Annotated in this window: 20 protein-coding genes and 2 tRNA genes; 14 read left to right on the top strand and 8 right to left on the bottom strand. The window is 67.0% G+C overall.

The annotated features are described in order from the left end of the window. Positions 1–100 precede the first annotated feature (100 nt). The 10 genes from dnaA (at position 101) to AC5ZH6_RS00050 (ending at position 12,730) form a co-directional block, all read left to right on the top strand. A complete protein-coding gene (dnaA, locus tag AC5ZH6_RS00005) occupies positions 101–1,771 on the top strand; it encodes a chromosomal replication initiator protein DnaA (protein WP_006368616.1) in 1,671 nt (556 codons plus the stop codon). A gap of 583 nt (positions 1,772–2,354) precedes the next feature. Beyond that, on the top strand, positions 2,355–3,545 hold the full coding sequence (gene dnaN, locus AC5ZH6_RS00010) for a DNA polymerase III subunit beta (protein ID WP_006368617.1): 1,191 nt from the start codon (positions 2,355–2,357) through the stop codon (positions 3,543–3,545). Between the two features lie 23 nt (positions 3,546–3,568). Further along, positions 3,569–4,582 (top strand): phosphogluconate dehydrogenase (NAD(+)-dependent, decarboxylating), encoded by a 1,014-nt coding sequence (gnd, locus tag AC5ZH6_RS00015; protein WP_496168071.1) that lies wholly within the window; start codon positions 3,569–3,571, stop codon positions 4,580–4,582. Between the two features lie 2 nt (positions 4,583–4,584). Continuing rightward, positions 4,585–5,883 (top strand): DNA replication/repair protein RecF, encoded by a 1,299-nt coding sequence (gene recF, locus AC5ZH6_RS00020; RefSeq protein ID WP_271354502.1) that lies wholly within the window; start codon positions 4,585–4,587, stop codon positions 5,881–5,883. After that, positions 5,880–6,470, top strand: coding sequence for a DUF721 family protein (locus tag AC5ZH6_RS00025; protein ID WP_006368620.1), 591 nt, complete (start codon positions 5,880–5,882; stop codon positions 6,468–6,470). Before recF ends, AC5ZH6_RS00025 begins: the two co-directional genes overlap by 4 nt. Positions 6,471–6,835: 365 nt before the next feature. Further along, complete coding sequence (gene gyrB / locus AC5ZH6_RS00030) at positions 6,836–8,914, top strand: DNA topoisomerase (ATP-hydrolyzing) subunit B (RefSeq protein ID WP_020172914.1); 2,079 nt, start codon at positions 6,836–6,838, stop codon at positions 8,912–8,914. 47 nt (positions 8,915–8,961) lie between these two features. Beyond that, positions 8,962–11,451, top strand: coding sequence for a DNA gyrase subunit A (gene gyrA / locus AC5ZH6_RS00035; protein WP_271354503.1), 2,490 nt, complete (start codon positions 8,962–8,964; stop codon positions 11,449–11,451). Between the two features lie 114 nt (positions 11,452–11,565). Then, complete coding sequence (locus tag AC5ZH6_RS00040) at positions 11,566–12,474, top strand: DUF3566 domain-containing protein (RefSeq protein WP_014358154.1); 909 nt, start codon at positions 11,566–11,568, stop codon at positions 12,472–12,474. A 97-nt stretch (positions 12,475–12,571) separates the two neighbouring features. After that, positions 12,572–12,648: transfer RNA gene (locus tag AC5ZH6_RS00045), tRNA-Ile, on the top strand. Between the two features lie 9 nt (positions 12,649–12,657). Then, positions 12,658–12,730: transfer RNA gene (locus tag AC5ZH6_RS00050), tRNA-Ala, on the top strand. A 79-nt stretch (positions 12,731–12,809) separates the two neighbouring features. On the opposite strand, the gene AC5ZH6_RS00055 is transcribed toward AC5ZH6_RS00050, so the two are convergent. Continuing rightward, positions 12,810–13,142, bottom strand: coding sequence for a hypothetical protein (locus AC5ZH6_RS00055; RefSeq protein WP_014358155.1), 333 nt, complete (start codon positions 13,140–13,142; stop codon positions 12,810–12,812). A gap of 53 nt (positions 13,143–13,195) precedes the next feature. Continuing rightward, on the bottom strand, positions 13,196–13,843 hold the full coding sequence (locus tag AC5ZH6_RS00060) for a TetR/AcrR family transcriptional regulator (RefSeq protein ID WP_006368625.1): 648 nt from the start codon (positions 13,841–13,843) through the stop codon (positions 13,196–13,198). A gap of 75 nt (positions 13,844–13,918) precedes the next feature. Here AC5ZH6_RS00060 and AC5ZH6_RS00065 point away from each other — a divergent pair, with 75 nt between their 5' ends. Beyond that, entirely contained in the window at positions 13,919–14,632 is a 714-nt protein-coding gene (locus AC5ZH6_RS00065) for a DUF3159 domain-containing protein (protein ID WP_006368626.1), read from the top strand. Here AC5ZH6_RS00065 and AC5ZH6_RS00070 read toward each other — a convergent pair. The 3 genes from AC5ZH6_RS00070 to AC5ZH6_RS00080 all read right to left on the bottom strand — a co-directional run bounded on the left by AC5ZH6_RS00070 (position 14,583) and on the right by AC5ZH6_RS00080 (position 16,928). Then, complete coding sequence (locus AC5ZH6_RS00070; protein ID WP_006368627.1) at positions 14,583–15,293, bottom strand: cutinase family protein; 711 nt, start codon at positions 15,291–15,293, stop codon at positions 14,583–14,585. The two genes, AC5ZH6_RS00065 and AC5ZH6_RS00070, sit on opposite strands and share 50 nt — an antisense overlap. A gap of 71 nt (positions 15,294–15,364) precedes the next feature. Next, entirely contained in the window at positions 15,365–15,637 is a 273-nt protein-coding gene (locus AC5ZH6_RS00075; protein ID WP_014358158.1) for a DUF4190 domain-containing protein, read from the bottom strand. Between the two features lie 1,069 nt (positions 15,638–16,706). After that, positions 16,707–16,928: a hypothetical protein gene (locus tag AC5ZH6_RS00080; RefSeq protein WP_006368629.1), complete on the bottom strand. Its 222-nt coding sequence runs from the start codon at positions 16,926–16,928 to the stop codon at positions 16,707–16,709. A gap of 126 nt (positions 16,929–17,054) precedes the next feature. Between AC5ZH6_RS00080 and AC5ZH6_RS00085 the strand changes: the two genes are divergently transcribed. Then, complete coding sequence (locus tag AC5ZH6_RS00085; protein ID WP_085949110.1) at positions 17,055–17,588, top strand: peptidylprolyl isomerase; 534 nt, start codon at positions 17,055–17,057, stop codon at positions 17,586–17,588. 26 nt (positions 17,589–17,614) lie between these two features. Beyond that, positions 17,615–18,523 carry a rhomboid family intramembrane serine protease gene (locus tag AC5ZH6_RS00090; RefSeq protein WP_020172908.1) on the top strand — a complete coding sequence of 303 codons (909 nt, stop codon included), beginning with the start codon at positions 17,615–17,617 and terminating at the stop codon, positions 18,521–18,523. A 57-nt stretch (positions 18,524–18,580) separates the two neighbouring features. On the opposite strand, the gene AC5ZH6_RS00095 is transcribed toward AC5ZH6_RS00090, so the two are convergent. Beyond that, positions 18,581–19,093, bottom strand: coding sequence for a PH domain-containing protein (locus AC5ZH6_RS00095; RefSeq protein WP_006368632.1), 513 nt, complete (start codon positions 19,091–19,093; stop codon positions 18,581–18,583). 93 nt (positions 19,094–19,186) lie between these two features. Then, the gene (crgA, locus tag AC5ZH6_RS00100) at positions 19,187–19,477 is read right to left on the bottom strand and encodes a cell division protein CrgA (RefSeq protein ID WP_006368633.1); all 291 of its coding nucleotides are present in this window, start codon (positions 19,475–19,477) and stop codon (positions 19,187–19,189) included. 187 nt (positions 19,478–19,664) lie between these two features. Between crgA and AC5ZH6_RS00105 the strand changes: the two genes are divergently transcribed. Next, positions 19,665–20,414 (top strand): aminodeoxychorismate/anthranilate synthase component II, encoded by a 750-nt coding sequence (locus tag AC5ZH6_RS00105; RefSeq protein WP_006368634.1) that lies wholly within the window; start codon positions 19,665–19,667, stop codon positions 20,412–20,414. A gap of 43 nt (positions 20,415–20,457) precedes the next feature. On the opposite strand, the gene pknB is transcribed toward AC5ZH6_RS00105, so the two are convergent. Beyond that, positions 20,458–22,365, bottom strand: coding sequence for a Stk1 family PASTA domain-containing Ser/Thr kinase (gene pknB / locus AC5ZH6_RS00110; RefSeq protein ID WP_006368635.1), 1,908 nt, complete (start codon positions 22,363–22,365; stop codon positions 20,458–20,460). Positions 22,366–22,368 lie beyond the last annotated feature (3 nt).

Below are 22,368 nucleotides of genomic sequence, written 5' to 3' on the forward strand. Positions count from 1 at the left end.
TTCGTCGGAGGCGGAAGCCGGTAGGGCACGCCGCCGGCCTTCGCAGCAGTGATGAAGAGCAGGCGTCGGTGGTGAGCAGGCGTCGAGCAGGAGGGTCAGTGTGACATCGGATCGCGACTCCTTCGGCGAGGTCTGGAAGCAGGTTGTCGCCGAACTCAACGATGACGCCGCCCATCATGAGCCTCTCAGCCGTCAGCAGAAGGCCTGGCTGTCCCTCGTTCAGCCACTGACGCTGGCCGAGGGATTCGCCCTGCTGGCCGTGCCGACACCACTGGTTCAGGAACAGATCGAACGCAATCTGCGCGACACGATCCGCACCACATTGAGTCGTCATCTCGGCCAGCCCGTGGACCTCGGGGTGCGGACCGCCACGCCCGCGCCACTCGAGGAGACACCCGATCCGGCAACCACCGATTCGGTCGGCTCCGGTGCCTCCACCAATCCGATTCCCTTGTCTCACACGGCATTCGACGAATCCGGGCCCGGCCGCCCGATCGATCCGTCGGCGCCCGGTCGCCCGTCCCCCGACGGATCGGGACCGTTGGCGGGACAGGGTTTCGCGGGCCGCGAGCACCGAGCACCGTCCGATTCGTTCCCGCACCCGACTCCGACCGGCGCCGGCTACTCCGGCGCAACCGATTCCTCCGGTCCGGGCGCGCCGAACGCGACCCCCGGCGCCGAGTGGTCCTCATATTTCGCCGAGCGACCCACCACCTCCACCGCCTCCGCATCGGGAACGCCGGTCAGTCTGAACCCGAAGTACACCTTCGACACCTTCGTGATCGGCGCGTCGAATCGATTCGCGCACGCCTCGGCCGTCGCCGTCGCCGAGGCGCCCGCACGCGCCTACAACCCGTTGTTCATCTGGGGCGAGTCGGGGCTGGGCAAGACCCACCTGCTCCATGCCGCGGGCCACTACGCCCAGCGTCTGTTCCCGGGCATGCGGGTCAAGTACGTCTCCACCGAAGAATTCACCAACGACTTCATCAACTCCCTGCGCGACGATCGGCGGGTCGCGTTCAAACGCCGCTACCGCGATGTCGACGTCCTCCTCGTCGACGACATCCAGTTCCTGATCGGCAAGGAAGGTATCCAGGAGGAGTTCTTCCACACCTTCAACACGCTGCACAACACCAGCAAGCAGATCGTCATCTCCTCCGATCGCCCGCCGAAACAGCTTGCGACACTCGAGGATCGGCTCCGCACTCGATTCGAGTGGGGCCTGATCACCGATGTGCAGCCGCCGGATCTGGAGACCCGGATCGCGATCCTTCGCAAGAAGGCCCAGATGGACAACATCGCGGTCCCCGACGATGTGCTCGAGCTCATCGCGTCGAAGATCGAACGCAACATCCGCGAGCTCGAGGGTGCTCTCATCCGGGTCACCGCATTCGCGTCGCTGAACAACACCGAGCTCGACAAATCCCTGGCCGACGTCGTGCTGCAGGCGTTGCTGCCCAACTCCGGCACCATCGAGATCAGCGCCGCCGGCATCCTCGCCATCACCGCCGAGTACTTCGACATCTCCGTCGACGAACTCCGCGGCCCCGGCAAGACCCGAGCGATCGCCCAGGCCCGGCAGATCTCGATGTACCTGTGCCGTGAGCTCACCGACCTCTCCCTGCCCAAGATCGGTGAGACCTTCGACCGCGACCACACCACGGTCATGTACGCCGAACGCAAGATCCGCAAGGAGATGGCCGAGCGGCGCAAGGTCTACGACCACGTGCAGGAACTCACCGCCCGCATCAAGCAGCGCGCCGACCGCTGACCCGGTTGGGCACGGGTCACCGACCCCGCTGGCATCAACTCTCAACTCACACGCGAGCCTTCTGTGGTTCCGACGCGCCGTCCTCACCCACGGATCTCCGAGCTCTCGACGCCGGAAATCCGTGCCCGCCGCCCTGTGGATGGACCTTGGGATCGAGCCCGCAGATATGTGCATCGAAGGTGGACAGGAATCGAACAACACTCGTCATCCACATCAACCGCGCCGCACCTCCACGGCTCATCCCACGACTGTGCACACCCCGATCAGGCACATGGCCTGCTAAAACACCACGATCTCCACAGGATCCACAGCTCCTATGACTATTGTTGATCTCTCTTTCAAGAAATCTCTTTTGAAGAAGGATGTGTGTACACACCCACTCCGGGGTCGGCGTGGAGATCGCCGATTCGCGGCGTGGCGACTTGACCCCAACCGCCCACCCGCACGCGTCGGCGTTCTAGAGTGGGAATTCCCGATTCGCACCGAGCGCGTGCCCACACGCCGCTTGAGCGCATCCATGCCGGCCCGCACACCGACCCCGCACAGCAACCAAGGCAGACGAGAGAAGGGCGCATCCCCAGTTATGAAGTTTCGTGTCGCGCGCGACGAGTTCTCCGATTCGGTTGCCTGGGTCGCCCGAAGCCTGCCGTCCCGTCCGCCGGTGCCGGTGCTCGGCTGCGTCGTTCTCGAGGCTCCTGACGAGACCGGATCCGACGCCAACGCCGGTCTGACGATTTCTGGTTTCGACTACGAGGTCTCCGCGCAGGAATCGATCGCCGCCGAGATCGCCGAACCGGGCAAGGTCCTCGTATCGGGACGCCTGCTCGCCGACATCACGCGGGCGCTGCCCAACAAGCCGGTCGATGTCACGCTCGACGGATCCCGGGTGGCCATCGCCTGTGGCAGCGCGAAGTTCTCGCTGCCGACGATGCCGGTCGAGGATTACCCGCAGCTGCCCGACGTGCCCGCGATCACCGGCTCCATCCCGGCCGACCGGTTCGCCGAGGCCGTGTCGCAGGTGGCGATCGCCGCCGGCCGTGACGACACGCTGCCGATGCTGACCGGTGTGCGCGTCGAGATCGAGGGCAACACCGTCGTCCTCGCCGCCACGGACCGCTTCCGGTTGGCCGTGCGTGAACTCGAGTGGGATCCGGCCCAGCCCGACGTCAGTGGAGCGGTCCTCGTGCCCGCCAAGACTTTGTCGGAGAGCGCGAAGACGGCAGGCGCCGAGGGCACCGGGGCAGTCCGACTCGCGTTCGGATCCGGCGATGCCATCGGGTCGGAAGGCATCCTGGGCATTCTCGGCGAGTCGAAGCAGACCACGACGCGCCTGCTCGACGCCGAGTTCCCCAAGTTCCGTCAGCTGCTGCCGGCCGCTCACACCGCCGTCGCGACCGTCGAGAGCGCTCCCCTGATCGAGGCGATCAAGCGTGTGGCGCTGGTGGCCGAGCGCGGAGCTCAGGTGCGGATGGAATTCACCGAGGGATCGGTGCTACTCACCGCCGGCGGCGACGAGGCGGGCAAGGCCGAGGAAGAGCTTCCCGTCGAGTTCCGTGGTGAGCCGCTGACGATCGCGTTCAACCCCGGCTATCTGCAGGACGGGTTGTCGGCGATCAACGCCAAGTCCGTCGATTTCGGGTTCACCACACCCAGTCGCCCGGCGGTGCTGCGGGTGTCGACCGGAGATGAGCCGGTCGCCGACGAGTCCGGTGCCTTCGTCGCTCCCGACAGCGCCTTCAGCTATCTGCTCATGCCGGTCCGCCTGCCGGGCTGAGCCGGTTCGCCTCTCCGGCGAAGATGTTCCACCCCGAAGACGTTCCTACACAACTGTTTCCACATCAGAAGCGGATCGCCACCACCACCTTCGAGAGGATCGCGATGCAGCTGGGACTTGTCGGTCTGGGGAAGATGGGTGCCAACATGCGCACCCGTATCGTCGGCGCCGGGCATGAGGTGATCGGCTACGACCCGCGTCCCGAGGTCTCCGACGTCAAGACCCTCGCCGATCTGGTCGGCGCACTCGATGCGCCCCGCGTGATCTGGGTGATGGTGCCCTCCGGCGATCCGACGCGCACCACCGTGGCCTCACTGGCCGAGGAGTTGTCGGCCGGTGACATCGTCATCGACGGTGGCAACTCGCGCTACACCGACGACTTCGAGCACGCAAAACTGTTGCAAGCCAAGGGAATCGGATATATCGACTGCGGTGTGTCCGGCGGCGTGTGGGGCTTGGAGAACGGCTACGGTCTGATGGCCGGCGGTGCCGACGCCGATGTCGCACGCGTCATGCCGATCTTCGACGCGCTGCGTCCCGAGGGCGAACGCGCCGACGGCTTCGTGCACGCCGGGCCGGTGGGTGCCGGTCATTACGCGAAGATGGTGCACAACGGTATCGAGTACGGCCTGATGCACGCCTACGGCGAGGGTTACGAGCTGCTCTCGGCCGAACCCCTGATCACCGACGTCGAAGGCACCCTGCGGGCCTGGACCCATGGCACGGTGATCCGCTCGTGGTTGCTCGACCTGCTGGTGCGCGCGCTGCAGGAGGATCCGGGGCTGGCGGAGATCTCGGATTACACCACCGATTCGGGCGAGGGTCGCTGGACCGTCGAGGAGGCCATCCGGCACTCGGTTCCGGCCAACGTCATCTCGGCCGCGCTGTTCGCCCGGTTCGCCTCCCGCCAGGACGGGTCGCCGGCCCTCAAGGCTGTCTCGGCACTGCGAAATCAGTTCGGCGGGCACGCTGTTCGCGACACCACGGGCCGCTCGGTGGGGGAGACCGGCTCGCCGCCGGACACCTCGGCGGGCTAGCCGTGTTCGTCCGTGAACTGCATCTGCGTGACTTTCGCTCGTGGCCGCGGGTGGACGTGGAGTTGGCGTCCGGACCGGTGATCATCACCGGCCGCAACGGTTTCGGCAAGACCAACCTGGTCGAGGCGCTGTTCTATCTGGCCACCTTGCGATCCCACCGGGTCAGCACCGACGCGCCGCTGGTGCGTTCGTCGGCGACGTCGGCGCTGGTGACCGCCACCGTCGAGAACGCCGGCCGGGAATTGACCGCGTCCCTGCAGATCAACGCCGAAGGTTCCAACAAGGCGTGGCTCAACACCGCACCCCAGCGCAGGCCGCGCGATCTTCTGGGCGTTCTGCGCGCGGTGTTGTTCGCCCCCGAGGATCTCCTCCTCGTACGAGGCGATCCGGGTGACCGTCGACGCTTCGTCGATGAGCTTGTCGCACAACGTGGTCCACGATTCGCCGCGGCACGCTCAGACTATGACAAGGTGTTGCGACAACGTTCGGCGCTGTTGAAGACGGCCGGTGCGGCCATGCGGCGCGGTGGATCCGACGCCGACTCGGTGATCTCGACACTCGATGTCTGGGACGCCCAACTCGCCGCTCTCGGTGGGCAGGTGACCGCCGCACGGATCGACGTTCTGGGTGACCTCGAACCGCATTTCGCCGGATCGTATGCGGCGATCGCGCCGCACTCGCGACCGGCGACGCTGCGGTATCGGCCCAGTGTCGGCGACGAGATCGTGCCTGCCGCAGGAGAATCCGCCGACCCGGAGGCCATCGAGGCGGCGCTGTTGACCCGGCTCGGCGAGATCCGCGGCAAGGAGATCGAGCGCGGGTTGTCGTTGGTGGGGCCGCACCGCGACGACGTCGATCTCGTTCTCGGTACCGACGTGGCGAAAGGCTTTGCCAGCCACGGGGAATCGTGGTCGCTCGCGCTCGCGCTGCGACTGGGATCGGTGGAACTCGCCAGAGCCGAGGGCGTCGAACCGGTGATCATGCTCGACGACGTGTTCGCCGAACTCGACGCCACGCGACGTCGCAAACTCGCCGAATTCACCGCGGGTGCCGAGCAGCTGATCATCACCGCTGCCGTCGCCGAGGACGTCCCCGAGGGAGTCGGGGGTCGGCGGATCGCGGTGAACATGATCGAAGAGGACGGGGTCCGGCACTCGGTGGTCGCGCCGGCAGCCGAGACGCCAGACCCCGACGGCCCAGACCCCGACGGCCCAGACCCCGACGGCCCAGAACGCGATGTCGCAGAACCTGAGGTGTCGGAGACGGCCGTGTCAGACCCGCCGGGGAGACTGACGTCATGACCGATCAGCCCGACACGGGGGCGCCTGACACGGGATCACCGGGGACTGGCTCCGCGGCGCCCGCCGATGGACTCACCGGCTACGAGCGTGCGCGTCGCGCGTTGGAAGAGGCGAGGGCCTCGGCGCGTGCCGCCGGCAAGTCGGTCGGTCAGGGTCGCGCGTCGCCACCGCGGCGGCGGTCCGGCGTGCGCCAGGGTGGTCGTCGGCGGTGGTCGGGATCCGGTCCGGACGCACGGGATCCGCAGCCCTTCGGGCGCCTCGTCGGTGGACTGGCCCGCGAACGGGGATGGCAGCCGCGCATCGCCGAGGGCACCTTGTTCGGCATGTGGGAGCAGATCGTCGGCTCCGACATCTCCGCGCATGCCACACCGACATCGTTGCGCGACAACGTCTTATACGTCCAGGCCGAATCCACGGCCTGGGCGACGCAGCTGCGGTACGTGCAGGCGCAGATCCTTGCCAAGATCGCGGCCGCGATCGGCGACGGAATGGTCACGTCACTGAAGATCACCGGACCCAAGGGCCCGTCGTGGCGCAAGGGGGAGCGGCACGTGCGTGGACGCGGACCCCGCGACACGTACGGATGACCCGGTGGAGCCGGTGACTCGGACAAGCCGGCGGAGTGCAGCGTGACGTGCTACTCCACCCCACCGACAGTTTTCCGCGTCACGTCGACTCTGAGCCATATTTCATCCTCAGACCACGACCGGACCGGCAGATGCCGGAAAAAATCGGTCTGTGTGCAAATCAGCGGCACCAGATGTGGGTTTCTGACTGACTGAGGCAGTACAATGAATTGAGAGTTGTCCCGACAGGGGGATCAGCCGCCCGCGATGGCAGCGGTGACAGCGGACGATTTCGTCCGACCACAGCATGTCGTGCGGGCGCTTTTGTGCTGATCATCTCATGACCGTCGGGTCGAAATCGATCAGAACAGGAGCGGACGCACCTCGTGGCCGACAGCAGTGACAAGACCGGTGGTTCGGGATCGAAGAAGCCCCGGAAGAAGCCGTCCGAGTACGGTGCCGAATCGATCAGCATCCTCGAGGGTCTCGAGGCCGTGCGCAAACGACCCGGTATGTACATCGGGTCCACCGGCGAACGTGGCCTTCATCACCTCATCTGGGAGGTGGTCGACAACTCCGTCGACGAGGCGATGGCCGGATTCGCCAGCAAGGTCGACGTCACCCTGCTCGAGGACGGTGGCGTCGAGGTGGTCGACGACGGTCGAGGCATCCCGGTCGGCATGCACGCGACCGGTGTACCCACCGTCGAGGTCGTCCTGACCCAGCTGCACGCCGGCGGCAAGTTCGACTCCGACTCCTATGCGGTCTCCGGTGGTTTGCACGGCGTCGGTATCTCCGTGGTGAACGCGCTGTCGACCAAGGTCGAGGTCGAGATCGACGTCGACGGTTTCCACTGGTCGGAGACCTTCACCGATTCCAAGCCGGACGGCCTGGTCAAGGGGGAGCCCACCCGGAAGACGGGCACCACGGTGCGGTTCTGGCCGGACGCGTCGATTTTCACCGAGACGACCTCGTTCAACGCCGAGACGGTCGCGCGCCGACTGCAGGAGATGGCCTTCCTCAACAAGGGCCTCACCATCACCCTCACCGACCGGCGACCCAAGGCCGTCGAGGCGCCCGGCGACCCGAACGGCGAGGGCGAGGAGGGCACCACCGAGACCGCCGAAGAGATCAAGTCCGACGAGGAAAAAGCCGCTGCCGCAACGAAACCCAAGACGCGGACCTATCACTATCCGGACGGTTTGATCGACTACATCAAGCACCTCAACCGCACCAAGAACCCGATCCACAAGTCGGTCATCGGATTCACCGGCAAGGGCACCGGCCACGAGGTCGAGATCGCGATGCAGTGGAACGCCGGTTACTCCGAATCGGTGCACACCTTCGCCAACACCATCAACACCCATGAGGGTGGTACGCATGAGGAGGGCTTCCGTGCGGCACTGACGCGCGTGGTGAATTCCTATGCGCGCGAGAAGAAGTTGCTCAAGGAGAAGGACGACAACCTCACCGGCGATGACATCCGTGAGGGTCTGGCCGCGGTGATCTCGGTCAAGGTGTCCGATCCACAGTTCGAGGGTCAGACCAAGACCAAGCTCGGCAACACCGAGGTGAAGAGTTTCGTGCTGAAGGCCTCCGGCGAGCACATCGAGCACTGGTTCGAGGCCAATCCGGCCGAGGCCAAGATCATCATCAACAAGGCCGTCGAGTCCGCCCATGCGCGTCAGGCCGCGCGCAAGGCTCGAGAGCTGGTGCGGCGCAAGAGCGCCACCGACATCGGCGGTCTGCCCGGCAAGCTCGCCGACTGCCGCAGCAACGACCCGTCCAAGTGTGAGATCTACCTCGTGGAGGGTGACTCGGCCGGCGGCTCGGCCAAAACCGGGCGGGACTCGATGTACCAGGCGATCCTGCCGTTGCGCGGCAAGATCATCAACGTCGAGAAGGCCCGTATCGACCGCGTCCTCAAGAACGCCGAGGTCCAGTCGATCATCACCGCTTTCGGCACCGGCATCCACGACGAGTTCGACCTGTCCAAGCTGCGCTATCACAAGATCGTGCTGATGGCCGACGCCGACGTCGACGGACAGCACATCTCCACGCTGCTCTTGACCCTGCTGTTCCGGTTCATGCGCCCGCTGATCGAACACGGGCACGTCTATCTCGCCCAGCCGCCGCTCTACAAACTCAAGTGGCAGAAGGGCGCCGAGGCCGAGTACGCCTACACCGACCGTGAGCGTGATGCCATGATCCAGGTCGGCCTCGAGGCCGGCAAGAAGATCAACACCGACGACGGCATCCAGCGCTACAAGGGCCTCGGTGAGATGAACCCCAGCGAGTTGTGGGAGACCACCATGGATCCGGCCACCCGCACACTGCGCCAGGTCACCCTCGACGACGCCGCCGCAGCCGACGAGCTGTTCTCGGTGCTGATGGGTGAAGACGTCGTCGCGCGCCGCAGCTTCATCGCCCGCAACGCGAAAGATGTTCGCTTCCTTGATGTCTGATGTCGCGCACCACGCCTGACCGGACACCACATCTGTGAGGACTTTTCATGACTGACACCACGCTCCCGCCCGCCGGCGGGGAAGGCGATCGCGTCGAACCGGTCGATCTCGGCCAGGAGATGCAGAACAGCTACATCGATTACGCGATGAGCGTGATCGTCGGCCGCGCACTACCCGAGGTCCGCGACGGCCTCAAACCCGTGCACCGGCGACTGCTCTACGCCTCCTTCGACGCCGGCTTCCGCCCCGATCGCAGCTATGTGAAATCGGCGAAACCCGTTGCCGAGACCATGGGTAACTACCATCCGCACGGCGACTCGGCGATTTACGACGCGCTGGTACGCCTGGCCCAGCCGTGGTCGATGCGCTACCCGCTGATCGACGGCCAGGGCAACTTCGGGTCCCGCGGCAACGACGGTCCGGCCGCCATGCGCTACACCGAGGCCCGGCTCACCCCGCTGGCCATGGAGATGTTGCGCGACATCGACAAGGACACCGTCGATTTCACGCCCAACTACGACGGCAAGACCAACGAACCGACGGTCTTGCCCGCGCGGATCCCGAACCTACTGATCAACGGTTCCGGCGGTATCGCCGTCGGTATGGCCACCAACATCCCGCCGCACAACCTCACCGAGGTGGCCGAGGCGATCTTCTGGGCGCTGGAGAACCACGAGGCCGACGACGAGACCACCCTCGACGCCTGCATGGAGCGGATCAAGGGCCCGGATTTCCCGACCGCCGGCCTCATCGTCGGTGGTCAGGGCATCAAGGACGCCTACACCACCGGTCGCGGGTCGATCCGCATGCGCGGCGTGACCGCGATCGAGGAGGCCAAGGGCGGCGCCACGCAGATCGTGATCACCGAGCTGCCCTACCAGGTCAACCCGGACAACATGATCCAATCGATCGCCGAGCAGGTCAACGAGGGAAAACTCAAGGGCATCAGCAAGATCGAGGATCACTCCTCCGATCGTGTCGGCCTGCGGATCGTGGTCACCCTGCGTCGTGACGCGGTGGCCAAGGTCGTCCTGAACAACCTGTACAAGCACAGCCAGCTGCAGACCAGCTTCGGTGCCAACATGCTCTCGATCGTGGACGGCGTGCCGCGCACCCTGCGCCTCGATCAGATGATCCGCTACTACGTCGCCCACCAGATCGACGTCATCGTGCGGCGCACCCGCTACCTGTTGCGCAAGGCCGAGGAGCGCGCCCACATCCTGCGCGGTCTGGTGAAAGCCCTTGACGCCCTTGATGAAGTGATCGCGCTGATCCGTGCGTCGGCCAACACCGACGAAGCCCGCACCGGCTTGATGGACCTACTCGAGATCGACGAGATCCAGGCCGATGCCATCCTCGCCATGCAGCTGCGTCGACTGTCGGCGTTGGAGCGGCAGAAGATCATCGACGAGTTGGACGAGATCGAACGCGAGATCGCCGACTACAAGGACATTCTCGACAAGCCCGATCGTCAGCGTTCGATCGTGCGGGACGAGCTTCGAGAGGTCGTCGAGAAGTTCGGCGACGAGCGACGGACCCAGATCATCGCCGCCGATGGTGACGTCGCCGACGAGGATCTGATCGCCCGCGAGGACGTCGTCGTCACCATCACCGAAACCGGCTACGCCAAGCGCACCAAGACCGACCTGTATCGCAGTCAGCGACGCGGCGGCAAGGGTGTGCAGGGGGCAGGGCTCAAGCAGGACGACATCGTCGCGCACTTCTTCGTCTGCTCGACGCATGACTGGATCCTGTTCTTCACCACCAAGGGTCGCGTCTACCGCGCCAAGGCCTACGAGCTCCCCGAGGCCAACCGCACCGCACGCGGGCAGCACGTCGCGAATCTCCTTGCGTTCCAACCGGAGGAGCGCATCGCCCAGGTCATCCAGATCAAGACCTACACCGACGCACCGTATCTCGTGCTCGCCACCCGCAACGGCCTGGTGAAGAAGTCCAAGCTCGAGGACTTCGACTCCAACCGGTCCGGTGGTATCGCCGCGATCAACCTGCGCGGCGAGGACGAGCTCGTCGGCGCCCAATTGTGCAGTGCCGACGACGATCTGTTGCTCGTCAGCCGCAAGGGACAGTCGATCCGCTTCCACGCCGACGACGAGGCGCTGCGCCCGATGGGCCGGCAGACCTCCGGTGTGCAGGGCATGCGGTTCAACGCCGACGACGAGTTGCTGTCGCTGAATGTCGTGCGCGAGGGTACCTACCTGCTGGTGGCGACCTCCGGCGGTTACGCCAAGCGCACCGGCATGGAGGACTACCCGGTGCAGGGGCGGGGCGGCAAGGGCGTGCTGACCATTCAGCACGACAAGCGCCGTGGCACGTTGATCGGCGCGCTCATCGTCGACGACGACTCCGAGCTCTACGCGATCACCTCCGGGGGCGGTGTCATCCGCACCGCCGCCCGTCAGGTCCGCAAGGCCGGACGCCAGACCAAGGGTGTGCGCCTGATGAACCTCGACGAGGGCACGACGCTGCTGGCCATCGCCCGCAACGCCGACGAGCCGGAACCGGAACCAACCGCCTGATCCGACCGGCATTCCGGACACACGCACGAGCCACGACGCTGTTGCAGCGTCGTGGCTCGTCTTGTGTGACGGCCACAACCGTTAGGGTGGACCCAACGTGCGCAACCGGAGGAAATGACACCAGTGAGCCAACCGAACGACCCGGACAACAAGACCCCGTCCACGCCGTCGACCGCGTCCGGTGGCCCGGCAGCCCAGTCGGGTCCGCCTCGGGGCGGCGGACTGGTTCCTCCGTGGCAGCGCGGCCCGGGCGGAGTGGCCGGACCCGAGGCCACCGGAAGTGCGCAGGCTCCCGTGCCCGACGCGGGGACCACCGAGCAGATCCCCGCCGGGGGTCGTGCCGGCGGGCCTCCTCCGCGCGGTGTGGTGACCGGTAGCGGCACCGCCGCAGCCAGCATGAGTGGTCAGCAGGCGCCGGTGAAGAAGCTCGATTCGCCGGCGGGTGCGTCCACCGCGACCGCCGAGGTACCGCGTGGTCGCTTCACCGAGACCCCCACCCGCAACATCGCGCGGGATCCCTCCCTGGAGTCCGAGTTGCCAGATCTCGACGAGATCCACCACACCAACACCGAGACCGCCCGGGCCGCGGCGGTCGACCCCGCGAAGGCCACCGGCTCCGCCGCCCGCTCGGCGCCGGCTCAGGTCGGCTCTTCGGGCCGCGGGCTGCGCGCAGCGGTGCAGATCCGTCGACTCGACCCGTGGGCGACCTTCAAGGTGGCCGGCGTGCTCTCGATCGTCGGCTTCGTCATCTGGATGATCGCCGTCGCCGTGCTGTATCTGGTGCTCGACGGCATGGGTGTCTGGGAGCAGGTCAACAGCTCCTTCGGCACGCTGGTCACCACCGACGGCTCGACGTCGGAAAGCGACATCATCGGTGCCGGCAGCGTGTTCTTCTACGCGGCCGTACTCGGTGTGGTCAATGCCGTGCTGATCACCGCGCTGGGCACCATCGGCTCCTACATCTACAACCTCGTCGCCGACCTCGTCGGCGGACTCGAGATCACCCTGGCCGACCTCGACTAGTTCGGGCGCCGAGGCTCATCTGCGCAGCTCACGGGCGCCGGTGGGAACCGTTTTGGTTTCTCACCACCCCGTCGGGTAATCTCAGTCCTCGGTTCAGGGGCCTATAGCTCAGGCGGTTAGAGCGCTTCGCTGATAACGAAGAGGTCGGAGGTTCAAGTCCTCCTAGGCCCACCACCCGAACCCGGGGCCTTAGCTCAGTTGGTAGAGCGCTGCCTTTGCAAGGCAGATGTCAGGAGTTCGAATCTCCTAGGCTCCACTCTTTTTCGCCGACACGAGCGCTGAGAACCGCGCGTCGATGTCGTCGAGTTTCCTCGGTCCCTCGAGCAGACGCACGCTCAGGGCAGGATCACCTCTCGAGCATTGGGGAACTCGAATGGCGGCCGTCCGCCGCGTTCCTCACACAAGGGGCCCATCGCTGTCCACACCGCGCTCACCTCAGGGTGAGTGTGGGCTCGGGCCGACGCGTCGTCGTCGATCCATTCGAAGACCTCGATGACGAGTGGACCGTCGATCTGCTTCTCCGCGCCGACATACACACGGGTGGGCGTCTCTGTCGCCAGCCCGAGCCGGCGCAGGATCGGCCCGTGCCGGGCAACCAGCTCGAGGAACTCGGGGACCCGACCCTCTCGCACCCGATAGTGCGCGAACGCCGTCACCGGATCAGCCATGGGTCCATTCAGCGACGATGCCAACCATCTGTCAACCCCGATCCGGCGTCGGCTCATGCGTCGGCCACCGACCGCGCCGCACGCTCGGCATCGTCGCCGTATCCGATGTACAGGCGTGTCAGACCGTCGCACAGAACGTGGCGGGCGGCCGCAGCGGGCACCGTGCCGGTGAGCACCAGACTCGTGACCCCGTGCGTGATCGCCCAGAGCTGGGCGGCCCAGATCGTGGGAGGGTCCGCGGCGTCGGAGTCGGCATGCTCGGGGTGCGGGCGGAATCGGCCGGCTGCAAGGCACTTCTCGATCGATGATCGCAGCGCCGCGAATGCCGTGCGTCCCGGCTCGTCGCCCGGAGCCGGTTCGACGAACATGAAACGGTACCGATGCGGTTGTGCCACACCGAAATCGAGATATGCCAACGATGCGGCCGCCAGCGCGGTCACGGGATCGTCCACCTCGGTGGTCGCCGCATCGGTGAGGGAGGCGAGATGGGCGAATCCGTTGGCTCGCAGCGCCGCGTGCAGGGCCCCGGTGCCCCCGAATCGGCTGTAGATCGCCATTGTCGATGTACCCGCGGCGTCGGCGATGCGTCGAGCGGTCAACGCCGCCGGTCCGTGTTCGGCCAGCAAGTCGGCGGCGACGGCCACCAGGTGTGCCGCGTCGACGCGGACCGGTTCGTCGGCGGACGACCCTCGTGTGGGCACGTGTAGACCCCCTGACTTGGAGACGAGGCATTCTCAATGCTGGACCCGACTATAACTTAGTTATAGGGTGCTTTCATGGGTACCCCGGAATCCCGTTCGACCGGACACCGACGACCCTCGCAGGTATGGACCGAGGTCGGGTTCTCGGCGGTACCGTCGACGGTCTTCGCGGTGACCGCGTCGTCGGCGGGCCTCGGGGCGGCCATCGCCGCGGCAGCGGCCACCACCGTCGCGATCGGGGCGTTCACCGTGTGGCGGTGGCGGACGGTGCGGCCGGTCATCGGTGCCTGCATCGGCGTCAGTATCTCTGTGGGATTCGCACTCCACAGCGGTCAAGCGCGCGACTACTTTCTGCCCGATCTCTGGTATCCGCCGATAGTGGCTGCGGCGCTGGCGGTTTCGTGTGTCGTCGGCTACCCGGTGATCGGCCTCGTATTCGGTGCGGTCACCGGGCGAGGCACCGGTTGGCGGCGCGACCCGTCGGCGCGACGACTGTTCGGCGCGGTCACCCTTGCCGCCGCGTCGGCGTTCCTGACCCGCTTCGTGGTCCAGTACGCGATCTATCAGCACGGCAGCGTCGGGTTGCTGGCCGTCGGACGGATTGCCACCGGCCTCCCGTTGACGGTGACGATCCTCATGCTGATCGGCTGGTCGTTTCGCCATGTCGAACGAAAGAACCGGCCGGACGTCCCGTCACAGGACGTCCGGCCGGTTGAGGCGAGTGCTGATGAGGTGAGTGCTACAGACGAGCTTTCACATACTGGGCGGCATCGACAGTCATGCCATTGACGGCATAGAGCACATGTAGACCGTTGGGCTGCCCGACCGGGGCACCGTCACAGACGACGTCGCCGGCGATGCAGTAGCGCTTGGTCTTGCCCTCGTAGAGCGGCCCGACGTTCATCGGGGGCGCACCGACCTGCTTGATCCAGTTCGACGACGGCGGCGCGAACAGGATCGCGGCGGTCACGTGCGAGGCGGCGTTGTCGGCCAGCGGCTGCGGCACCCGGTCCTGGTACTGCCGGTACTGCGGGTCGATCTGGATCTTGTTGCTCAACGCGTAGGACGCGACGACTGCACCCTGCGAGTACCCACCGACCACGATGTGCGAGCCGGGGCACTGCGCAGCCAGGTACTTGATGCGGCGCTGGGTGTCGTTGACGCCCTTGACCACGCCCTCGACGAAGGCCATCCGGTTGTCGAAGTTGCTACCGGCCGGATAGTTCACGCCGTAGACGTTGACCGACTTACCGGGCAGCTGATTACGCAGGGCCTGCTCGAAGGACAGGCCGGTGACGCCGACGGGTGGAGCCGTCTCCACGGTTCCGCGCGCAAACACGACCTCGACGTCGGCGCACGGGGGAGCGGCGGCGGCGCGGGGTGCCGGAGAGGCAAGCAACCCGGCCGCGAGCACGGTGAATCCGAACAGGATCAGAAGTGGACGCTTCATTCGTCGAATGGTACGCGAACAAGGTTCACTTTAGGTGGCGCCCGGCCCGACTAGCGTCATCGCGGACACCTTCACCGCAGGACGAGCACGATGATGTACGCCACGATCGCCACGATCAGCGCAAGAATGTAGGCCCAGCCCACGATGATCGCGACGGTGGCGAACGGTTCACCGTATTCACGCGTGCGCCGGATCTGATTGCGCGCTCGATACCCCAGGTACAGCCCGATCGGCGAGGTGCAGCCGATGACCGACAGCACCATCGCCCAGATGGCGAGGGTGCTCGTCTTGGCGGTCGACCGCGACGACGACCGGGCTGCGGTGGCGGCACTCTGCCCGCCCACGGGCGCCTCCTTGGACTCCGATGATGCCTCCGTCGCCGGTGCGGCGGTGGTCGGTGGGGAACTCTTGTCGCCGGACCTGGGTGGGGCCCCAACGGGTGGGGCTCCGGCGGATGTGGCTCTGGTCGGTCCGGCGTCGACGGCCGAATAGGCACGGGGTGGAGCCGAGGACTGTTCGTCGGACCGGACCGTCGCGTCGGCGTTCACACCGGCAGCGCCGGCCGGAACACCACCGCGGGGCGGAGCTCCCTGTGGTCCGTTGGCCTGTGGACCGCCGGTTTGTGGTCCGCCGCCGCGCGGTGCCGAGCCCGGCACCGGTGGCGGACCGTCGGGCCCGGATGGGGGGCCCGGCGGCCGGGTACCCGGGGGTATCGGTGCACCGGGGCGACGGCGGCCCGGGGGCGGTGGCATCCGGGTGCCCGGGCCCGAGCGCGCGCCGGGAGGTGGTCCGCCGCGCCAGCCGGGACGCGGTCCCGGACCGGTGGTTCCGGGTGCGCCGGCAGGGGGAGCACCGCCCGGAGCGCCCGGAGCGCCCGGGCCGCCGGGGGCCGGCGGGGCCGGTCGGGGACCCTGACCCGTCGAGGACATACCGGGAGGTCGCGCTGCCGGACCCGGTTGTGGGGGTCGGGGACCGGAGCCGGTGCTCGACCCGCCACGAGACGCGGGTGCACCGGGTGCGACCGGGCCGATGGGCGGGCCCGAGGGTGGTCGTGGCCCGGGACCGGTGCCGGAAATCGGTACGCGCGGGTTCGATGGTGTGCCCGGTGGTCGGGGTCCGACGCCGGAGTCCGAGCGCACGTCGCCGGGTGTCAGGTCGGGGTTGCGCCCGCTGACCGGTGCGGTCGGCGGGCGCTCCCAGGGCGCCGACGCCGTGCCGGTGCCCGCCTCGGGAGCGTCGTCACGGGGGACGGGCGGCACTCCGTCGGGCGCGTCGCCGCGACGGAGGTCCCCGCCCGGCCTGTTCTCGTCGGAGGTCACCGGTCCAAATTACCTTCCGGACCCGGTGGATGATGCATGGTGCGTCCCGCGACGACCACGCTTGTCCGACTTATGGGGATACCAGCGGCCGGGATCAGAGAGCCACATCACCCTCGGCGGTGCCCTGGTTGTCGATGCCCTCGGCGGAGCCGAGATTCTCGATGCCTTCCGCGGAGCGGAGATTCTCGATACGGGGCACCGTCGGCGAGACCGGCGGGAGTTCGGTACGGGAGCGTCGCACGACGAACACCGCCGCGACGGCCGACAATGCTGCCGCCGAGGCAGCGGCGATCAGCAGGAGATACTTCTTCGGCATGACCCACAGCGTGCCAGGTCCGCTTTGCCGGTGCTACTCGCGTGGTCGGAGGCCGAACATGCGCCGTTGCCGACGAGGTCGTGGAATGTTGCCGACGGAGTCGTGGGGTTGTTGCCGCCGATTTGGTTGGATGGAGTGGTGAGCACATCAACGCAGACCGTGACCATCCACACCAACCGCGGCGACATCAAGGTCGATCTCTTCGGCAACCATGCGCCCGAGACCGTCGCCAACTTCGTCGGCCTGGCCGCCGGCAGCAAGGACTACAGCGAGCCGAACGCCTCCGGGGGCGACTCCGGTCCGTTCTACGACGGCTCGGTGTTCCACCGCGTCATCGAGGGCTTCATGATCCAGGGCGGCGATCCGACCGGCACCGGCCGCGGCGGCCCCGGCTACAAGTTCAAGGACGAGTTCCACCCGGAGCTGCAGTTCGACCGCCCCTACCTGCTCGCCATGGCCAACGCCGGACCGGGCACCAACGGGTCGCAGTTCTTCATCACCGTCGGCCCCACCCCGCACCTGAACCGTCGCCACACCATCTTCGGTGAGGTGACCGATCCGGCCTCGCAGCAGGTCGTCGACGCGATCGCGACCACCTCCACCGATCGCAGCGACCGTCCGCTGGACGAGGTCCGCATCGAGAAGATCGAGGTCAACTGACCATCGGCCCCGCCGGTCCGCCGGCGGTGTGTTACCGACATCCCGACCGCCCCACCGCGCTGTCCTGCACGCGGTGCGGGCGGCCGGCTTGTCCGGGATGTCTGCACCCGGCCGCGGTCGGGCAGCACTGCGACGAGTGCGTGCGCGGCGACGGCGCGCGGGGCTCCGGCCGCCAGGACATCCGCCGACCCGACTTCGGCGACCGGGGCATCCGGTCGGTGGTCACGCGGCCCGTACGCGCCCGGCGCCCGCTGGCCACCTACACGCTGATCGCGATCAACGTCGTCGTCTTCGCCTACACGATCTACGCCGCACATTCCTTCAACGTCGAGGTCTCCGGGCCACTCCTGCATGGAGAGTTGGTGCGCGGCAATGTCTTTCTCGGCCAGTACTGGCGCTTGCTCACCGCGGGATTCTTGCACTACAGCCTGATACACCTTGCGGTGAACATGATCTCGCTCTACATCCTCGGCCGAGATCTCGAAATCGCCCTGGGCATCGGACGATTCGTGATGGTCTACATGACCGCGCTGCTCGGTGGCAGCGCCGCGGTGATGATCGCGCAATCCAACGAGGCCCGCTCCGCCGGCGCGTCGGGAGCGATCTACGGGCTGATGGGCGCCATGCTCATCGTCGTTCTGCGCCTGCGTGTCTCACCCGCACCGGTGCTGACGATCATCGCCATCAACCTCGTGATGTCGTTCTCGATCCCCGGCATCTCCCTCGCCGCACACGTCGGCGGCCTGGTGTTCGGCGCGGCAGCCACCGCCGCACTCATCTGGTCGCCCCGACTCCTGCCGCAGTCCCTGCGCACCGACCGCAACGCCACCCTCATCGGCTGGGTGGCCGTCAGTACCCTGCTGGTCGTGGCGGTGGCCATCAGCGTCATCGTCGCGGTGACCTACACCGGGCCGGTACTCGTCTACGTTCACTGAGTCGCGCTCTCCGACAACCGGAGCACAGGTGCTCAGCGACAACCGGAGCACAGGCGCTCAGCGACGCGAGTCCTCCACCGCGAACCCGGCGCGGTCGAGTGCGTCGACGACGTCGAGTAGATCGGCGCCGAGATCCCAGCGGCTGAACACCACCAGCATCGATTCCTCGCGTTCGGTGCCCTCGCGTTCGGTGCCCTCGCGTTCGGTGTCATGGTCGGCAGCCGCCGGAAAGTAGTCGATCTCGAGTTGACCGGATCGGCGTCCGATGCGGCGCATCGTGAGAAGTCGGACGCGCTCGACGTCGGCGGGCGTCAGTGTCACGGCGCCGCCGATACGCCGGATGGTCAGTTGCGGGCCGGCCGACAGTTCGAGTCGCGGCCGGATCAGCGACGCGTACGCCCCGAACCCGAGCAGCATCAACCCGGCGATACCGATGATCACCGATCCGACGGCGTCGGATGCGACGAACACCGCGCACAGCAGGAGCACGACGCCTGCGGCCAGGAGCGCGCCGGCCGCGAGTCGGGGCGTCGCCCACTGCTGTGTGGACAGCTCGGCAGAGTTATCCACAGGACTTACTCACAGTGGGGATGACTTACACACATGTAATTTCCACATGTGGATAACCGCGCGCAGGTCTTTGACCAGCATCAACGGCCGACCTCAGCGCCACTTCATGGTCATCAGCAGGCCCACGACCATCATCGAGAAGCCGATGAGGAAGTTCCACGCGCCCAGGTTGTTCATCCAGTGCAGCGCCTGACCGGGGCCACCGTAGGTGGTCTCGCCGGCAGCGAGGTAGTAGACGATCAGCCAGGCCAGACCCAGCAGCATGAGGCCGAGCATCACGCCGACGTAGATCGAGCTGGAGGGACCGGCCTTCACCTTGACCGGCGTGCGACTCGCCGGGTTGATGGTGTAGTCGGTCTTCTTCCGGACTTTTGACTTCGGCATGACTTCCTCTGTTGTGCAGCGAGCGGGTCATCGGCGGGCGATGACCCCTTGCATCTTCTCGTTTCGCGTTCGGCGGCGGTGTCGTGGCGCGGTGTGTTGTCCGCGACACGCCCGGCGCATCACCTCTACGGTATCGCACCAGGTCGCCGCCACGAGCGCCCCGCGAGTCCCCGGGTAACCTGACACGATGACCAGCGCAGCACCGGAGGCGACCGGCTCCGCGAACCACGCGGCCCGCATCCTCGTCATCGACAACTACGACAGCTTCGTCTACAACCTGGTCCAGTACCTGGGCCAGCTCGGTGTCGAGGCAACGGTGTGGCGCAACGATGATCCCCGGCTGACGACTACCGACGGCGAGTTCACCGACGAGTCGCTGCGTGCTGCGCTGCGCGGTCCCGATGGGTCCGGTTTCGCCGGCGTGCTGCTGTCGCCCGGGCCGGGTACGCCGCAGCGCGCCGGAGCGACGTTGCCGCTCGTCGGGGTCGCCGCCGCCGACGGTGTACCTCTGCTCGGAGTGTGTCTCGGTCATCAGGCCATCGGTGCGGCGTTCGGCGGCACCGTCGATCGCGCGCCGGAGCTGCTGCACGGCAAGACCTCGCTCGTCCATCACGATCAGGTCGGGGTGCTGCGTGGTCTGCCGGATCCGTTCACCGCGACCCGCTATCACTCACTGACGGTGCTGCCCGAGACCATTCCGGACGAGCTCGTGGTCACCGGCCGCACCGAGTCGGGCATCGTGATGGGAATGCAGCATCGGGAGCTGCCGATCCACGGCGTTCAGTTCCATCCCGAAAGCGTGCTCACCCAGGGTGGCCACCGGATGCTGGCCAACTGGTTGGGCGTCTGCGGCATCGACATCGACGAGTCAACCGTCGCCGTCCTCGAACAGGAGATGGCCGAGGCGATCGGTCCGGCGCTGGCCGCCCAGTCCTGAGCCGCCCAGTCCTGAGCCGCCGGTCCCGATGAGCCGGCTGTGCTCAGCCCGGCAGCAGGCTCGCGCGCCCGACGACGACGTTGATCGCCCCGTTCTTGGCCAGCTTCGATCCGTCCCCGGGACTCTGCGACAGGATCTTCCCGTCGTCGGGGCTGCCGAGCGGCACATTGCGCGGTGTCTGGTTCAGTGCGCCGTTCCACCCCGACCGCTGTAGCGTCGCGAACGCCTGGTCAGCGGTCTGACCGGTCAGATCGGGCACGACGATCATGTTGCCGCGGGAGATCGTCAGCTGCACCGTGGCGCCCTGCTTCACCGAGTCACCGGCCGACGGGCTGGAGCTGACGACCTGGCCCTGCGGCAGGTCCGAGTCGCCCTCGACGACGGTCACCTTCAGGCCGAGCTGGGCGAGCTGGGCGCGTGCGGCCGACTCGAACTGACCCACCAGATTGGGTACCGTGACGTCCTTGGGGCCGGTGCTGATCCGAATGATCAACGGGTCCCGAACGGGTGTGTCGGTGCCGACGGCCGGGTTGGTGTCCACCACGTCACCGACCTCGACCGACACCGAGTCCACCTGCTGCACCTTGATGTTGGTGAAACCCGCGTTCTGCAGCTCGGACGTCGCGTCGGCCTGGGTCTTGTTGCGTACGTCGGGGATGCGTTGGCGCTCACGTCCACTGGAGATGAACAGCGTGACCGTCGACCCCTCGGGTGTCGGGACGTTCTCGCCCGGCGCCGAGCGGGTGGCCTTACCGGCGTCGACGGTCTCGCTCGACTCGTCGAGTTGTTTGACCTCGAAACCCGCCTTCTCCAGGGTGCTACGCGCGTCGGCCGCCGACAGTCCGGCCACCGCGGGTACGGCCACCTTGCGCGCCGACCCGGACGACCACGGCGACCACCACACCAGCAACCCGACGAACAGCAGCACCACGGCCGCCACCGCGCCGGCGATCAGCCATGGGGGACGGCGTCGGGTCGGGGTGTCGTCGTCCTTGCCCGCAGCCGGCTGGCCACCGGTGTCGGCACGCAATGCGCGACGCGGACCCGAGCCGGTGTCGAGCCAGGCGGTCCGGTCCTCCTCGCTCATCAGCAGCGGCGCCGACGGTTTTCCGCCGGCAAGAACCTTGATCAGATCCGACCGCAGTTCGGCCGCCGACTGGTAGCGGTTCTCCTTGTTCTTGCTCATCGCCTTCATGACGATGGAGTCGAGCTCCGGCGGGATGTCCGGGCGCACCGCCGACGGCCAGCGCGGATCCTCGTGCACATGCTGATGGGCGACGGCGACCGGCGAATCACCGGTGAACGGCGGCTCGCCGGTGAGCAGTTCGAACAGCACGCAGCCCATCGAGTAGATGTCACTGCGCGGATCGACCTTGATCCCGCGCGCCTGCTCGGGCGAGAGGTACTGCGCGGTGCCCATCACCGCACTGGTCTGGGTCATCGTTGACGTCGAGTCGTTCATCGCGCGCGCGATGCCGAAATCCATCACCTTGACCGCGCCCGACGAGTCGATCATCACGTTCGCCGGCTTCATGTCACGGTGCACGATGCCGTTGCGGTGCGAGAAATCCATCGCCGCGGCCACGTCGGCCATCCACGTCATGGCTTGCCGTGGCGCGACAGGGCCGTTGCGCCGCAACACATCTCGCAGCGTCTCACCGTCCACGTACTCCATCACGATGAAGGGCAGCGGCCCCTCGTCGGTCTCGGCCTCGCCGGTGTCGAAGACCTGCACGATCGTCGGGTGATTGAGCTTGGCGGCGTTCTGGGCCTCCCGGCGGAAGCGCAGATAGAACGACGGATCCCGGGCCAGGTCGGCGCGCAGCACCTTCACCGCGACGTCCCGGTTCAGCAGGAGATCACGTGCGTAGTGAACCTCGGACATGCCGCCGAAGCCGAGCGTCTCGCCCAGCTCGTAGCGGTCGGAGAGGTGGTGCGGGGTCGACATCATGGC

This window comes from Gordonia sp. YC-XJ4, from assembly GCF_059511865.1.